The organism is Vibrio sp. 1CM8B (assembly GCF_023161685.1).
In the GTDB taxonomy this organism is placed as follows: domain Bacteria; phylum Pseudomonadota; class Gammaproteobacteria; order Enterobacterales; family Vibrionaceae; genus Vibrio; species Vibrio coralliirubri.
Map to the genome: position 1 here is coordinate 342152 of NZ_JALNTU010000005.1, position 16917 is coordinate 359068.

The 16917-nt window shown below is 44.9% G+C and carries 10 protein-coding genes; 2 read left to right on the forward strand and 8 right to left on the reverse strand.

Translation table 11 applies throughout. The annotated features are described in order from the left end of the window. Positions 1-108: 108 nt before the first annotated feature. From fabV to MSG36_RS12970, 4 genes are all read right to left on the reverse strand, one after another. Positions 109-1311 (reverse strand): enoyl-ACP reductase FabV, encoded by a 1203-nt coding sequence (fabV, locus tag MSG36_RS12955; protein WP_248368214.1) that lies wholly within the window; start codon positions 1309-1311, stop codon positions 109-111. 210 nt (positions 1312-1521) lie between these two features. Then, entirely contained in the window at positions 1522-3804 is a 2283-nt protein-coding gene (locus MSG36_RS12960; RefSeq protein ID WP_193842244.1) for an acyl-CoA dehydrogenase, read from the reverse strand. Between the two features lie 55 nt (positions 3805-3859). Continuing rightward, positions 3860-4489 (reverse strand): TetR/AcrR family transcriptional regulator, encoded by a 630-nt coding sequence (locus MSG36_RS12965; protein ID WP_017065403.1) that lies wholly within the window; start codon positions 4487-4489, stop codon positions 3860-3862. A gap of 445 nt (positions 4490-4934) precedes the next feature. Next, complete coding sequence (locus MSG36_RS12970) at positions 4935-8744, reverse strand: VCBS domain-containing protein (protein ID WP_248368359.1); 3810 nt, start codon at positions 8742-8744, stop codon at positions 4935-4937. Positions 8745-9045: 301 nt separating this feature from the next. On the opposite strand from MSG36_RS12970, the gene MSG36_RS12975 reads away from it, so the two are divergent. Further along, complete coding sequence (locus MSG36_RS12975) at positions 9046-10353, forward strand: TolC family outer membrane protein (protein ID WP_048609222.1); 1308 nt, start codon at positions 9046-9048, stop codon at positions 10351-10353. Further along, positions 10353-10964 (forward strand): OmpA family protein, encoded by a 612-nt coding sequence (locus tag MSG36_RS12980; RefSeq protein WP_248368215.1) that lies wholly within the window; start codon positions 10353-10355, stop codon positions 10962-10964. Before MSG36_RS12975 ends, MSG36_RS12980 begins: the two co-directional genes overlap by 1 nt. A 220-nt stretch (positions 10965-11184) precedes the next feature. On the opposite strand, the gene nhaA is transcribed toward MSG36_RS12980, so the two are convergent. The 4 genes from nhaA to MSG36_RS13000 form a co-directional block, all read right to left on the reverse strand. Next, positions 11185-12348 (reverse strand): Na+/H+ antiporter NhaA, encoded by a 1164-nt coding sequence (nhaA, locus tag MSG36_RS12985; RefSeq protein ID WP_048609224.1) that lies wholly within the window; start codon positions 12346-12348, stop codon positions 11185-11187. A gap of 274 nt (positions 12349-12622) precedes the next feature. Continuing rightward, positions 12623-13771: a lipocalin-like domain-containing protein gene (locus MSG36_RS12990; RefSeq protein WP_248368216.1), complete on the reverse strand. Its 1149-nt coding sequence runs from the start codon at positions 13769-13771 to the stop codon at positions 12623-12625. Continuing rightward, positions 13761-16214 (reverse strand): ABC transporter permease, encoded by a 2454-nt coding sequence (locus tag MSG36_RS12995; RefSeq protein WP_248368217.1) that lies wholly within the window; start codon positions 16212-16214, stop codon positions 13761-13763. Before MSG36_RS12995 ends, MSG36_RS12990 begins: the two co-directional genes overlap by 11 nt. Beyond that, a complete protein-coding gene (locus MSG36_RS13000) occupies positions 16195-16866 on the reverse strand; it encodes an ABC transporter ATP-binding protein (protein WP_017060385.1) in 672 nt (223 codons plus the stop codon). Before MSG36_RS13000 ends, MSG36_RS12995 begins: the two co-directional genes overlap by 20 nt. Positions 16867-16917 lie beyond the last annotated feature (51 nt).

The following is a 16917-nucleotide window of genomic DNA, read 5'->3' on the forward strand; positions in this document are numbered from 1 at the left end:
TCTGCTCTTAAGCTCTTCGCATCTCGCCACTCGAATCCCTCATCTACTTTTGAGCAAAAAAATAGGCGCTCAATGAGCGCCTATTTCGTTTTGATTCGATTGTTTGAATTAGATGTCAGCTACATCAAATTCAACAGCTGGGTTAACCTCAGCTTCGTAATCAACACCTTCAACACCGAAACCGAATAGCTTCAAGAACTCTTCTTTGTACTCTACGTAGTCAGTCAGTTCTTTTAGGTTCTCGGTTGTGATTTGAGGCCATAGGTTACGACAGTGATCTTGAATGTCTTCGCGAAGTTCTAGGTCATCTAGACGTAGACGGTTCACTTCATCCACTTCTGCTGCGCTGCCGTCTTCTTTGTATAGACGTTGGCTGAACATACGGAAGATCTGTTCCATACAACCTTCGTGAATACCTTCTTCACGCATCTTCTTGAACACCATAGCGATGTAAAGAGGCATTACAGGAATAGCAGAGCTTGCTTGAGTCACAACAGACTTAAGAACAGCAACATTTGCAGTACCGCCAGTTTGGCCTAGTTTCTCGTTAAGCGCTGACGCTGCACGGTCTAGATCCATCTTAGCTTTACCTAGCGCGCCATCCCAGTAGATTGGCCACGTTAGTTCAGTACCGATGTAGCTGTAAGCAACAGTTTTACAACCGTCAGCTAGAACACCCGCTTCAGATAGAGTGTTGATCCAAAGTTCCCAATCTTCACCGCCCATTACAGTAACAGTGTCTTTGATCTCTTCTTCAGATGCAGGCTCAACGCTTGCTTCGATGATCATGTCTTTGTTGGTATCAACAGCCGTTGATGTGTACGTTTCACCGATAGGTTTTAGAGCTGAACGAATCACTTCGCCAGTCTCTGGCATTTTACGCACTGGAGATGCCAGTGAGTACACAACCATATCGATTTGGCCTAGATCTTCTTTGATCAGGTCAATCGTTTTCTGTTTCGCTTCGTTAGAGAAAGCATCGCCGTTCAGGCTTTTTGAATACAGGCCTTCTTCTTTAGCTAGCTTATCGAACGCTGCTGAGTTGTAAAAACCAGCTGTGCCCGGTTTTTTCTCAGTACCGGCTTTCTCAAAGAAAACACCGATAGTTGAAGCGCCGCCACCAAATGCAGCCGCAATACGTGAAGACAAGCCGTAGCCACTTGAAGAGCCAACAACTAGTACACGTTTAGGTGCGTTTGCGATTGGGCCTTGAGCTTTTGTGTAAGCAATTTGTTCTTTTACATTAGCTTCACAACCGACTGGATGTGTTGTAGTACAGATGAATCCGCGAATTCGAGGTTTGATGATCATATTCAACTTCCTTAAAAAATCAGGTTAAGGATAAAAGTTTCGTACGCAAATGGCATCTAATTTCTGTAAAAATGTGGTGAAAATGCAAGTGGTTGGAGCACTCAGCTGATATTTGCTGACTAAGTCACCATTTGTTAACGCATCTATTGCGACTTCTACGACAAAAACAAAAAAAGGCACCTTATTAGGTGCCTTTTATCATTTCTTTATCTAAGCAACGCTATTTAGCTTAGGTTTTAACTCTTTTCGCGTCAAAGTTTCACTAAAGTCATGACTGAAGTGGTCAACTTGAATCGCTGTATAGCGTAGTTTATCAGCAGCAACAATTTGGTCGACTTCTTCTTGTGTCAGAACATCAGCTGCAAGTGCTTGAGCCAGTTTATCCGCAAGCAAGCCTTTACGAGCCACTTTGCCCTCTTTCACTGCTTTGAAGATCTTACGCTCCAGAGGCTTGATGCTGTACATCGCATTGAAAGCATTCTCCATAAGGCCAACACTATCATCTTCCTCTTTGCCAATGTAACAAAGGTGCGTCAGACGTTCACGGTGTGCGCCCGGAGTCATCAAGCTTTCTGCTAGTTGAACTGTTAGGTTATCACTCGGTTTTTCGAAGTGGTTACCGACAGGGAAAACTAGACCTTTCAGTACTTTACCAACCATCTTGTTCGGGAAGTTTCTGTACGCTTCTTGTAGCGATTTAGCCGCGTTGTGGAAACAGTGCTGAACCGCGTAGTGTACGTAATCTAGGTCAGCTTGTTGACGACCTTCGTCTTCATACTTCTTAAGCGCTGCAGACGCCATGTATAGGTAGCTTAGACCATCACCTAAACGTGCTGAGATAAGCTCTTTACGTTTCAGTTCACCACCTAGCGTTAGCATTGCGAAATCCGCACTGACTGCAAGCGCACGGCTCAAACGAGTTAAGTCTTGGTAGTAAGGCTTAGTTGGACCGCTCATGTCGGCTTTAATGAACTTAGAGCCAGTTAGTGCTGCGCCAAACGCGCCGAACGTATTCTTAGTTGCGTGAGATATATGCTTGAACAGCAAGCTATCAAAGTCTTTCGCACCTTGCTTCTCATCTGGGTTTGCTGCCGCTTCCATTTCGCTTAACACGTATGGGTGACAACGTGTCGCACCTTGGCCAAAGATCATCAGGTTACGAGTCAGTATGTTCGCACCTTCTACTGTGATAGCAACCGGAATACCTAGGTAAGGCGCAGCCAAGTAGTTCATTGGACCATCTTGAATTGCACGACCAGAGTGGATATCCATTGAATCATTAAGGATAGTACGTGCCATCTCTGTCATGTGATATTTCGCGATAGCCGTAACGATACCCGGCTTCTCTTTCATATCAAGTGAGGTAGTTGTCAGTGTACGAGTCGCTTCTAGTAGATACGTTAAGCCACCAATACGGCCTAAACTCTCAGCAACACCTTCAAACTTACCAATAGACATACCAAACTGCTTACGAACATACGCGTATGCCCCAGTTGTTCTCGCAGTTAGGTGGCCCATTGCTGTACCTAGTGCTGGTAGTGAAATACCACGACCTGCAGACAGACATTCCACCAGCATACGCCAGCCTTTACCTGCGTAATCTGCGCCACCGATTAGCCATTCCATTGGGATAAACACATCGTGACCGCGTGTTGGGCCATTCATGAATGCAAGACCAAGTGGGTCATGACGTTCGCCAATCACAACACCTTCGTGATCAGCCGGGATTAGCGCACAGGTGATACCGATGTCTTCTTTGTCACCCAGTAGCTTTTCTGGATCGTGCAGTTTGAAAGCCAGACCAAGTACCGTCGCTACTGGTGCTAGTGTAATGTAGCGTTTGTTCCAGTTAAGCTTGATACCTAGTGTCTCTTTACCTTCGTGCATTCCCATACACACAGTACCGACATCAGGGATACCACCCGCATCGGAACCCGCTTCTGGGCCTGTTAGTGCGAAACATGGGATATCTGTACCGTCAGCAAGGCGAGGCAGCCAGTAGTCTTTCTGGTCTTGAGTTCCGTAGTGAGACAGCAGCTCACCAGGACCAAGAGAGTTTGGAACCATTACTGAAACCGCAGTACTGATACTACGCGTCGCAATCTTAGTTACGATAGTTGAGTTGGCGTGTGCTGAGAATTCACGACCACCATACTCCTTCGCAATAATTAGCGAAAAGAAACGCTCTTTACGTAAGAAGTTCCACACCTCTTCAGGAAGGTCTCGATCTTCTTTTACAATTTGGTGGTCATCAAGCATAGCGAGCAAGGTTTCAAGCTCATTATCCATGAACGATTGCTCTTCTGCTGTCAGCTGAGGTTTTGGGTATTGGTGCAGCTTAGTGAAATCTGGTTTACCAGAAAACAGCTCTCCGTCCCACCACACGCTACCCGCTTCCATCGCTTCTTTCTCGGTGCTAGATAGTGGTGGTAGTACTTTTTTAAAGAGTTTAAAAGCTGGGTCACTTACCCATTTTTGTCTTAGAGAGCTCATAGTTCAGATCCTTTTGTTCACTATATTGGTTGTGAATGTTTCGCTTTTTATTGTTTTATTCTTCTGCTGACATGCCAGCGGCTAAATATGGAATAAGAATATCGACCACTGCTTTAGCATCTATCTTTCTGTCATAGTCATTCTCTGCAATTTCTACCAGAGCCTGACTTGATGCCATGGTGAATACACAAGTCCCTAGGGTGAAGTGTAATCGCCAAAATAACTGTTCTTGAGTGAGGTTCGGATTCGCCTTCATTACTGACGTCGTAAACAAAGAAAGTACTTCGCTATAACGAGTGGTAATGAACCAACGCAAGTGCCCTTGTACATCCGTATAGCCTCTGCCGATAAGTAACATGAATCGGCTGGTACCATTTGGCCTAACATCATTAAGTGCTCTTAGTGGCTGTCTCAACGACTCAAACACGTCACTCATAGAATACGTTTCGTTCAAGTTTAAGTTCACTAATGCATCTTGCAGTGCTGGCATAAATGCTTCTAAGTAACGATTGAGTACCGCACGAACCAGAGTCTTCTTATCGCCAAAGTGATAGTTCACTGAAGCTAAGTTGACATTCGCTTTACTCGTAATCGTACGTAAAGAGGTGTCATTAAAACCGTGCTCAGCAAATAAGCCTTCAGCCACATCTAAGATTTTGTCTTTGGTTGTACTTCTTGGTGCCATTTCAATCACTCGTATTAAACAACTGTTTGAAATATACGCTTAGTACATTTATTTAACAAGCAAGCAACATCACATTTTCACAAATTGGTCGTACCAGTTAATAAAACTCAGCACTAACCGATTGAATCACTGTGTGTTTACAAAAAAAGAAAAAAATAATGAATTTTCTTGGAACTGAAATAGAAATGGAGAGTCATAAATTAGGTAGAAAACAGCGTATTTAGAAGTTTAACAGGCCGTCAAACTTGTTCTTCTCACTGCTTTCTTAATTACTGCATTTTCCTTATTAACTCCTATACTTGTATCCGCCCTAACCACGTTGGTTTGGGCTTTTTTTTTGTGTGTTGTTCCGATACCTTTTCTTTAGCGGGTACTCGACACAAAAAAGCCCCCGAAATCGAGGGCTTTTCTTACGTTAAGCGTTAGAACCTTTCACATTATCTAATTAAGCAGCATCATTTTTTATCAGCTCTCCCAGCACGGCTAGGTCATTACCTAGGTCAACCGAACCACCCAGTTCAGTCGCAATCCCCTCAACAACGATAGTTTGGACATCATCCCCTCCATTGATTGGAATGGACAACGCGATATCTTCTCCGTCGACAGAGACCTCAATCGCATCAAGTAGCTCGGCCATTTGAGTCTCATCTTGAGGGTCTTCGACCAAATCATTGAGGTCAATCAGATCCCCAGAACCACCTGTATAAAGCTCGAAATCTTTAATAATATCAGTACCGTTGTCGAGCGCAGAGTCTAGCCAAGTGAAGATGTTGTCTCCGCTATCTCCAATAAGCAGATCGTTGCCTGACTCGGCATACAAAGGTTCATTACTCGCAGCACTAATAACGTTATATTGCTGCGGTTCTTCGATATCTATGGTGACCGTCTCTACCGCGCTTTCTGCACCATTAGAGTCGACCGCGACATAATCAAACTGCGGGTCTTCAGTTACCGCCTCGTTACCTTGGACATAGCGTAACTCCCAACTGCCCCCTGTCGATGACAGCTCCATCCCAACAATCGGATTGTCTGGTGAAGAATAACTAAAATCATACAGAATTTGGCTATTCCCTGTATCTCCTGGATCTTTTTGATATTGCTCCGTCTGAGTAGTGCCATCAGCAAAGGTATAGAGCACTTCAACATAAACATTACTATCAGTGTTAAATGAACCACCCAACCCATCTAAACCAAAATCAACAACCTCTAATGGATTATTAGTAAAGTCGAGGACCAAGGTCTCCTGTTTGTTCATACCTCTACCATCAGTATCACCAATACCAAAGCCAACATGAGGTTGTTCACCTTGATACTGTTTCAACGGTTTATTATTGTTATCTTCGATCGTTAGTGTAATCGTATTACCGTTATCTAGCGTAATAAGTCTCTCTGTTGGTGAAACTTCCACACCCCAATTATAGAAACCATCAACAAGCTCTGGCATGTCCTCAGGATCGCCACTAAAGCCCATTTCAAACATTTCTCCAGGCCCAGCTACAAAACTGATATTGTTCGGAACAAACAACTCACCGTTATCAACATCAGACTGCACAATTTCTCTCGTGACGCCATTTTCATCGGTATACAAAAGGCTGCCGTTGGTTGGCAAACTTTCGATTCGAATATTAAGTGGAATGTCGTCATGGTCATCTTCTATATCCGAGATATAATCTGGCATGCCGCCATCTTCAGAATCGAAGAGAATAGGTATAATCGCGTCCTCATCATTAACGACCGTAAAGCTGGTCGCTTCAGGTGCGTCATTGACACCATTGATTGTTATCTCGATAACATGCTCTACACCATCGATCGCGGTTACCACATATCTTTCAATAACCGTGTCATCATCATTCAAGTATTGAACCGCATCGTTATCAACGACATAACTCCATGCGCCCTCTGGAGTAATCGTTAACATCCCCAAAGCAAATGCATAAGTAGACCCAATAGGGGTAAACACACCATTAGGTTTAAAGGCGGGCATGTCACTCGTGTCGACATCAGTAATCGTTAAAGTACCTGACGCTGAAAGTTCGTTGGTATCAGGATCGACATTAACATCTTCCGTCACCTCACCCAGGTCAGAATCACCTTCACCAACGGTAATCTCAGATGGATCATCGGCACCATTGATGGTGATGGTCACTTCGCTTGTAGTTCCGTCAATCGCAGTAACTGTGTAAACCTCAGTAACGAACTCATCGTCATCAAGATATTGCACATCATCGTTATCTACAACGTACGTCCATTCGCCATCATCGGTTATGGTCAACATACCTAACGCGGTATCATTGGTCGAACCTTCTGGATTAAACGTTCCGTTGGGTTCAAAAGCAGCGACATCGTTAGCATCAACATCAGTAATCGTCAGTGTTCCCGTCGCCATCAAGTCGTTGCTTTCTGGATCGACATCGACATCTTCCGTCACCTCACCCATATCAGAGTCACCTTCACCAACGGTAATCTCGGATGGATCATCGGCACCGTTGATGGTGATGGTCACTTCACTTGTGGTTCCGTCAATAGCAGTAACCGTGTAAACCTCAGTGACGACCTCATCGTCGTCAAGGTATTGCACATCATCGTTGTCCACGACGTAAGTCCATGCTCCATCATCGGTTATGGTCAACATACCCAACGCGGTATCATTGGTCGAACCTTCCGGATTAAACGTTCCGTTGGGTTCAAAAGCAGCGACATCATTGGCATCAACATCAGTGATCGTCAATGTTCCTGTCGCCATCAAGTCATTGCTTTCAGGATCGACATCGACATCTTCCGTCACTTCACCCATGTCAGAATCACCTTCACCAACAGTAATCTCTGACGGATCATCGGCACCGTTGATGGTGATGGTCACTTCACTTGTGGTTCCGTCAATCGCAGTAACTGTATAAACCTCGGTAACGAACTCATCGTCATCAAGATATTGCACTTCATCGTTATCTACAACGTACGTCCATTCACCATCGTCGGTAATGGTCAACATACCCAACGCGGTATCATTGGTTGATCCTTCAGGATTAAACACACCGTTTGGTTGAAAAGCAGCGACATCGTTATCGTCGACATCGGTGATCGTTAGTGTCCCAGAAGTAATTAAGTTGTTGCTCTCTAGGTCTACATCCACATCTTCAGTCACTTCACCAGTATCTGAATCACCTTCACCTACGGTTATATCAGATGGGTCATCGGCACCGTTAATAGTGATGATCACCTCACTCGTAGTACCGTCACTTGCTGTCACAGTATAAACTTCAGTAACGAACTCATCGTCATCCAAGTACTGAACGTCATCGTTGTTAACTACGTAAGTCCAAGCACCATCAGGGTCGATGCTCAATACACCTAGCTGTGATTCGTTTGTTGAACCTACGAGGTTAAACTCACCGTCAGCTAAAAAGGTAGGAGTGTCGCTGTCTACATCTGTAATCACAATCTGACCAGACGTCACTAATTGATTGGTGATTTCATCTACATCAATGTCCTCAGTCACACTGCCCGAGTCATCAGTAGCCACAGCCGCATCATCAGTACCAATTATCGTTACTGTAATGACTTGTTCGCCTCCATCGGAGGTTTGTACTGTCGTCGAATCTTGAATTTGCTCACCATCCGCAAGCTCATCATAAGGACTGTTGGCCACGAAGGTCCAAGTACCATCGTCGTTTATAACAAAAGTACCGAGATCATTATCCCCAGCGACCTCTTTAACAATAAAGGTAACGTCTGGGTCTTCACTCGTTAAAGCTCCCCCAGTTTCAATAGGTTCATCCTGCTCAAACTCAATAACATTAGTTTCACCTGAAATAAGCGCAAAAGCGATGATATCAAAAAGAGCAAGACTTTGAGTTTCGGACAAACCTTGAGACTCAAACCCATCAGTTTCAAAATTTGTGGCAGCTTGAGTTTCGGCGCCGGTACGTTCAATCCTACCGCTGTTGGTCAAACTAGAGCCTTGCTCACCAGCTGCAGTATCAAACTCATCTCCTAATTCCGTTGGATCAAATCCTTCTTCAATAGCACGCTGAACTTGAGCGATCGCATCATCAGTATCTAGTGCATTTTGTTGGCCTTGGTTATCTACAAAACGTGCAGATACGCTTGGCACGCTCTCTTCACTAGTCCCAAAACTGATAATTACGTCACTAGCAGCTGGTTGTTCGCCCGGAGACAAACGTCTAACTTGCCCTTGAGCGTCGAGTACTACACTCCCGCTAACAAGGCCTAGTATACTTAGGTTGATATTTCCCATATCCATATTCCCACTTCTGCCCAGAACACGCCAAACGCGGAACCAATCCCACCCTGCGCTGTGGCTATTTCCTACAATAAATCTAGTAGTGGCGCTATTGATAATCAACTCACTAAAAGTTGGTAAATCTGGTGCTTTTTAAATTAGTCAATAGCAATAGCGACTTACATTCAAAAAAAAACCTACAAACTTCGCATTTTTTTGCAAATGTCCTAAGCTTCGTTTAATACCCTTCTCTCAATTCAGCGATAAACGTAGGTTGGGAAACGGATGAGACATTGAAAGTAGAAGGAGAGCTACTTTGAAATTGTTTAAATTATCCATCTTATGCTGCTTAGTTGCTGCAACACCACTCGCCGCTCAGACTCTGGAACAGTCTGTTGCTATTACCTTGGCAACGAATCCAGAGATAAAAAGCATCTTCAACGAATATGTGAGCGTGCGAAAACGTAACGATGCCTCAGGAGGAGCATACAAGCCAAGTATCGACCTTGACGCCGGTATTGGTTACGAAGGTATAAACCCTGCACCAAACAACGGTCCCGATACCGATCTAACAAGAAAGGAAGCGACGATTTCCCTCACTCAATTGCTGTGGGATGGTTCCGCGACTCTGTACGACATTGATCGTACCGCCGCAGAAGCTGAGTCGGTTCGCTTGCAATTGATCGCAGACGCCGAAGACAAAGCCTTGGAGGTGACCCAAATCTATCTAGATGCAGTGAAGGCCACTGAAGTGCTGGCACTGTCTGAAAGTAACCTTTCAATACACAAAAAAATCTATAAAGACATTAAGAAACGGGCTAACTCCGGAATAGGTTCAACTGCGGATGTGTCGCAAGTTGAAGCTAGGATAGCAAAAGCTCACGGTAACTTATTGGCCGCACAGAATAATTTGATCGATACACACACCCAATTTAGACGAGTGGTTGGTCAAGAACCTTTAGGCTTGATTTACCCAAGAGCCGATATTTCTCAAATTCCTTTGTCGTTAACGGACGCCATTGTTGATGCATTAGACCAACACCCAGTGATCAAAGTTGCAAACGCAGATGTCGATTCAGCCCACTTCCAATACAAACAGTCAAAGGGCGTGAACTACCCTACCTTCTCTATTGAAGCATCTCAGTCATGGCGTGATGATGCAGGTGGCGATGAAGGCTCTAGTCAAGAGACCCTCGCGATGCTTCGCATGAGATATAACTTGTACAACGGCGGAACAGACAGTGCTAATTCAGAAGCTGCGGCATACCAACTGAACAAAGCAAAAGATCTGAGAGATCGAGCTTATCGTCAGGTGGAAGAAGGTCTTCGCCTCTCGTGGAGTGCATTGGATCTAACGTTACAACAAAAGAACTTTCTATCCGACCATGTTGACTCAGCTTCGGAAACTGTTATCGCATATGAAAAACAATACCGAATAGGCAAACGTACTTTGCTTGACTTACTCAACACTGAGAACGAACTATTTGAAGCCCGTAAAGATTACCTAGATGCCCACTATTCAGAGCAGTACGCTAAGTACCGTGTGATGAACGCTACAGGTTCTTTATTGAACGCTCTACTGGTCGACATTCCAGAAGAGTGGACTACGCCCGTGGAGTATTAATGATGAAAATACCTTACTTATTACTTCCCGTGTTAACGATGACTTTATTTGCCTGTTCAAACCAGCAGGAAGAGGCCTATATCGAGACACCTGAAGCAGAACAGATTGCAGACCTGCAAGACGATGATAGAGATGGTGTGGTGAACGCTCGTGATATCTGTCCAGGTACGCCTGAGACATCACAAGTCGACAATGATGGTTGTGGAGAAACGATTCGTGCGGAAGAAGTCAGACAGCTAAAAATACTCTTTGCTCATGACTCATTTGAAGTGAACCCGATCTTCTCAGACCAGATCAGCACGATGGCAGAGTTTCTTGAAACCTACAAAAGTGCCTCGATTGAAATACAAGGCTACGCGAGTAAAGTGGGTTCTAACGAGTACAACTTAGACCTATCAAAGAGACGAGCAAACAATGTTCAAGACGAGTTACTGTCGAATGGTATCGAACCAGAGCGAGTGCGAATTGTCGGCTATGGTGAAGAGCGCCTAGAAAGCGATGGCGACGACCCTACTTCACACGCATTGAACCGTAAGGTAACAGCGACTGTGGTAGGGTTAAGTGAACAAATCGTCGAGGAGTGGACCATATTTACCACGCTTGAAAAATAGCGTGACATTGTCACTGTGGTTCTAGGTGTGACGTAGAGCGAGTGTCGAAAAACAGCAGCTTAGTTATAAGATCAGTAAAGCCGTGATAGGGTTGCCCATCACGGCTTTTTTGTTCTTTGTCGTCACATGAGTCGAGGGAGACTCTGTGACTCTTCTTGCTACTCAGAAGTTGACTTGTTACTCAGTGAGTAGGCTCCCTATTAAGCGAGCCTACTACCGATTATAGTTTTACTTCTTGATGCTTAGTTTTCGGTAGAGAAATACTTAGCAGGAAGTAACCTAAGATAGCTGCCGTCGTTGAGCCCATCAGGATACCTAATCGAGCAAGCGTATCAAAATCTGCGTTCGTTGGACCAAATGCCAATGACGAGATAAAAATAGACATCGTAAAGCCAATACCACACAACACAGATACCGCGAAGATGTTCATGAAGTTCACACCTTCAGGAAGCTTAGCTACGCCGGTTTTCACAGCACCCCAGCTGAATAGGAAGATACCCAGTGGCTTACCAACCAATAGACCCATAGCAATACCAAGCGGTAGCATACCTGTAAGGTTTGAAATTGAGATGCCTTCTAGTGAGATACCTGCGTTTGCAAATGCGAAGATTGGCAAAATTGCAAAAGCGACGTATGGGTGCAGAGCATGCTCTAGGTGTTTCAGCGGAGAACGCTCCCCTTTATTGCCTTTCAGTGGGATAGCAAAACCGATTACTACACCTGCTAATGTTGCGTGAACACCAGACTTCAATACTGCGAACCACAGAATTGCACCAACAATGAGATAAACGCTCAGCTTAGTCACATGCTTGTTGTTTAGCATGAACAACACACCAGTCGCGATGAAGCCAACTGTAAGTGCAAGCGTTGATAGGTCGCCTGAGTAGAACAGAGCAATGATAACAACAACACCTAGGTCATCGATAATTGCCAGTGCTAGCAGGAATACCTTCAAGCTTACCGGTACACGGTTACCAAGAAGAGCCATGATACCCAATGCGAATGCGATATCAGTCGCAGCTGGGATAGCCCAACCTTGAAGCGCTTCAGGGTTACTTGAGTTAAATAGCACGTAAATAAGTGCAGGAGCTAGCATACCACCCACAGCTGCGATAGCTGGGAAGATTGCTGTCTCTTTGGACTTTAATGCGCCTTCTAAAAGTTCGCGCTTAACTTCTAAGCCGATTAGAAGGAAGAAGACAGCCATTAAGCCATCGTTAATCCAGTGAGACACAGACATACCAAGAACGTAACTATGTAGTACACCTTGGTACATTTCGTTCAGTGGTGAGTTTGCTACAAACATTGCGATCGCCGCAGCGATGACTAGTATGATGCCGCCAGCAGATTCCATTTTAAAGAAGTCACGGATGACGTCGGTCATGATTTCGCCCTTATATTTATTATTTAAATAAACGAATAACAAAGAATAACCACGAGTTTATATCCAAGTTTAATTGATAGATAATCACTTCTTCAGATGTTTAACTTCGGTTTTTCCTACAAATACTAAACAATACGTCGTATATTCCATAATGTTGTTATGCTCCATGAATTAAGTATAGATGAGATCATAGAACCTGTATGCACAATTCATTGGGGGGGCTAAAAGTCGCAGGCATAAAAAAAGGCTATCAAATGATAGCCTTAGGTGTTTTTTAGTAGCCAGTTAACTGCATAAAGCCTGTCGCTTCATGGCTGCCGCTCGCCTTAATCGGCCCTTCCCAATATGGTATGACAAAAGGAAGCCACATATCCCTGCGTATAATACGCGTTGTGAGGTTGATATCATGCTTAGGGACGTTAATGATCCACTGCAAAGGCATCCGTCTTCCATTCATCAACGTTGTATTTTGCAATGGTTGAATGGAAATATCGGATTCCGTTAAATGGTAAACTTTGCCTGAGCGTGTTGCTAATGTACCGAATACGTAAGGCAGTTGTTGGTTATGACGATAACGGTTAATGCTCAGCGCAGTGCCGTCATCGAGGTTAAATACAAACCAATCCCAACCTTGTTGGCCCACTCCAAGTAAGCCACTGCCCCACTCTTTATGTACCCACGCTGTGCCTTCCACTTCCTTGGTAACGCCGTCTAGGTTCAACACACCACTCAACGATAAAAATGGAGCGCTGAAGTTATAAGACGCGACAGGTAATAAGTCGTGCTTTTTCTGATAACCGTTATCGCCGTTGAGCACATAGGGCCCTTTTGCAATGGTGTCGAGTTCAAGTCCAAACGTGTCTGTTTGCACTTGAAGGCGTCCTGGGAATGGGGTGTTGCCGAGTGCACGCCAGTTCCAGTTATCAATCCAAAGCCTGAATGGACGATTAGTCATTCCCGCTTGGCCAATGCCGCCACGAGCCATGCGCTGTTCTTTCCATACTTTGGACTTAGAAGAGACCACTACATTTGAGATATAGACTTGAGGGCTTTGCCACCCTGGTGTTTCACGTTCGTCCGTTGCGATACGGAAAAAGCTCCACTGGACCGAATAGTCTTTACCATCATCACCTTTCAAAGATGCAAAGTAATGCCACCACTCGTGCTGAAACTCTGGGTGGAACTTAAAATCTTGTGGTAGCGAAACATTACGGTCTGGCAAAACAGGTTCGAACACATTGAAGTGTTCATTGACCAATATTGAGTTAACTTCATTCACGCCCTTTTCACCAGGATCGATGAAATAGGAGTAATAACCCCAAACACTTAAAAAGATGCCGAAGAAACTGATTAATAGCAGAGAAGACAGAATTCGTTGTCTTAACTTAGTTGAAGTATTCCGTAAAAACATACTAAAGCGCATCCCTCAGTGACTTCATCGGAGTGTTCCGAATCATTCTCATCACTGGTAAAGCACCAGCTAGCATCAATGCTGCCATGGCCCATGCAAATGTCTGCAAATAGTCCCAAGGAATCACTTGTAACTCGAGTGACCACCCAAAAGACTGCTTTATCACGATATCAACAATTAGGCTCGCTAACGCCAATCCGAGCGGAATCGCAATTAAGGAGGAAATAAGCCCAAACACAAACAACTGCAAACTACCTGTCAGGATCAGCTCTTTCGCCGAGACACCCAAACAGCGCTGCAAGGAAATATGCCTTTGGCGAGACACTTCTCCCGCAACCGTCGCGAAGAAGATACCGAAGACGGCGATAACCAAGGTGATGTTCCCTAGTGTATCTGCAATCGCGAACGTCCTATCGAACACCCGCATTGCTTGACTGTGAATATTGTTGTTATCGAACACACGCTCAGAACCAAGTCTAAATACGCTTTCCAATCGACTGCGAAGCCCTAATGAATTCACATCGTCTTTGAGTATTACGCCAAGTCCGACATTACCCCGCCCTGCAAACCCATACAGCCAGTTTCGATGCGACATCATGACTTGATGGTAAGGGTTACCATAATCGTAATAAACACCGACAACCTGCCAACCAGAGCCGAGACTGTCATAGAGGTCGATGTAATCGCCAGGGCGAATCCCCAGCTTGAGAGACATCGATTCACTGATCAACACACCTTTAGAGTGATGCAAGTGATACCAGTAATTCGGAATACCTAATTTAATTGTCAGCGCTTCTAGCTCACCTTCAGAAGGACCTGTACTGACCACCTGAATGCTACCAACTGGAGACGCAACATCTTTCTCCCAACGCCACCAAACCGAATCCACTTCAGGTTGGTCAGATAACCAATTACTCATACGAGCAGCGGCATTGTTGGTTGGGTAGATATAAAGATCGGCAGCCAAACGCTGCGTTAGCCATTTATCAGTGGTATCTCTAAAGCTGCCCACCATGGTTTCTACACCAATATTGGCTGTTAAGGCCAACATAAAGGCCATGGTCGCTACGCCACGGTAACTCATACTTGACGCTGCATCAGCAAAGAACCAGCGAGCACGAACCCAGCGCAATGAATAAGAGAGGCCGTTAAATAACTTCCACATCAAAAACGGGGTAAATAGAGCCACACTGATCAGCATTAGCGCGATAATCGCAAAACCCGTTTCTTGAGTCTGAGGGGCTTGATACACAGCGACAGCGGCAACCAAGAAACCACAGCCAATCAATGCTTGCCAAGTAAACTCAGTACCCGCAAAGCGCATCAAAGATAAGCGAGAAGTCAAACGAATCGGTTGTGATCTAAGCAAACGCACCAATGGCCAAGCACACGCTAAGAACGCACCAAGTAACGCCATCAATAAGCTGTAGCCGCTCCATCGCCAATTCCAGTCGATCGTTAAGCCAACGTTGGCGTCGTATAAGTCGCCTAAGCTTGAAGATACCGCTGGTAATAATTGGTTGGCTAACATGACCCCAAATACATTACCGCAGATCCAGCTCAGTACGACCAATATCAGCAATTCTAAGCACAGCGCTTTAGCCAGCTGCCAGCCAGATACACCTGTTTGTCTTAAGATTCCGACTAACGGTTGGCGCTGAATAAATGACAACGACATCGCTTGATAGAAAATGAATAAGCCAACCACAAACGACAGCATACCCATCGCTTTTAGGTTTAAGTGGAACGCACTGGTTAGCGACTCAAGCTCTGCCTTAGAGCTACGAGAGATCGTCAAACCATTAGGTAGCATGTTTTTGAGACGTTCAAACTTCTCAGTGGACATGTCTGAACACGCAATTACAGAAAGCCCCGCACTGCGTTTAAGCATCCTAAGCAAGGATATATCCGCAATCAGCCTTGTACCATTAATCAGGTTATTTTGATCAACAACCACAGGGCCAAGCTCAGAACCATCCATCAAAGGGATGTAATCACCGTTGTGCCATTCCATGTGTTCAGCAAGATCATCACTGACAAGAATTGGATATGGTGGCTTCATGAGATTCAAAGCGGTGAGATCTTTTAACGCAATACCAGGTTGTAGCTGAAGCATAGAAACAGGGTCTATGCCGACAAGCATGAAGTTTGCGCCATTTTCATCAGTGATACGATGGTGATCAAGAGGAGAACACTGTTGAAAGCCTTCACGGCGAAGGTGGATATAAAAGCCTTGCGGGATTTTATTGGCGTTGTGTTTTGGTCGAATACGGTAAGGGAGAGGATTCGAAAAGAGTTTTTCGCCATGCGCGTAGCTTTGCTTGGCGTGTTGGTTGATAGCAGTAACACCAACCAAAAGTGATACGCCGAGGGTTAAACCAAGCCATACCAAAATAATCTGCAGTGGGTAACGTCGATAGTGACCGAGTAGCGCCTTAACTACGGGCCATAACATGCAGTTGCCCTCCTTGTAGACGGATCCTGCCATCCATATGCAGAGCTACTTTTTCACTGTGCGTTACCAACAGCAACGTACATTCTAATTGACGAGCCAAAGAGGTCAGCAAACGCATTACCGCTTCTGCATTACGCTCATCTAAACTTCCGGTCGGCTCATCGGCCAACAAGATTTTTGGTTCCATATACAGCGCACGCGCTATTGCCGCACGTTGTTGTTGGCCACCAGACGCTTCTTCAGGGTAACGGCCAAGTAAAGGCATAAGGTCTAAAGCAGAGAGAATCTGCCTCCAGAGACCTTTGTCTTCAGGCAAGCCTTTTAACTGACGGCAAAAGCGGATGTTATCGGCAATATTTAGCGTTGGCAGTAAGTTGAACTGCTGAAAAATATGGCCAATGTTGTTTCTGCGATAAGCGGTACGATCACGCTCGGTTGAGTCGTGCATATTGAAGTGAGGGAAAGCAATTTCACCTGAATCCGCTAGGTCTAAGCCCGCGATAAGATTCAGTAACGTACTTTTACCTGAACCGCTTTCTCCCATTAATGCCAGCTGGTCACCTTGGTTTAATGTTAATTCAGCACCTTGCAAAACAGGGTGAAACTCCCCCCCATCGACATAGCCTTTACATAGGTCTGACAGCTTTAACATTAAACAGCTCGCATTAGTTAGAATTTGGAAGGAGAATCTACACTAATTCCC

Bases quoted from the DNA above. Each gene is read 5' to 3' on its own strand.
- fabV (WP_248368214.1), bottom strand. From the start codon at position 1,311: ATGATCATCAAACCTCGAATTCGCGGATTCATCTGTACTACAACACAT.
- MSG36_RS12960 (WP_193842244.1), bottom strand. From the start codon at position 3,804: ATGAGCTCTCTAAGACAAAAATGGGTAAGTGACCCAGCTTTTAAACTC.
- MSG36_RS12965 (WP_017065403.1), bottom strand. From the start codon at position 4,489: ATGGCACCAAGAAGTACAACCAAAGACAAAATCTTAGATGTGGCTGAA.
- MSG36_RS12970 (WP_248368359.1), bottom strand. From the start codon at position 8,744: ATGGGAAATATCAACCTAAGTATACTAGGCCTTGTTAGCGGGAGTGTA.
- MSG36_RS12980 (WP_248368215.1), top strand. From the start codon at position 10,353: ATGATGAAAATACCTTACTTATTACTTCCCGTGTTAACGATGACTTTA.
- nhaA (WP_048609224.1), bottom strand. From the start codon at position 12,348: ATGACCGACGTCATCCGTGACTTCTTTAAAATGGAATCTGCTGGCGGC.
- MSG36_RS12990 (WP_248368216.1), bottom strand. From the start codon at position 13,771: ATGCGCTTTAGTATGTTTTTACGGAATACTTCAACTAAGTTAAGACAA.
- MSG36_RS12995 (WP_248368217.1), bottom strand. From the start codon at position 16,214: ATGTTATGGCCCGTAGTTAAGGCGCTACTCGGTCACTATCGACGTTAC.
- MSG36_RS13000 (WP_017060385.1), bottom strand. From the start codon at position 16,866: ATGTTAAAGCTGTCAGACCTATGTAAAGGCTATGTCGATGGGGGGGAG.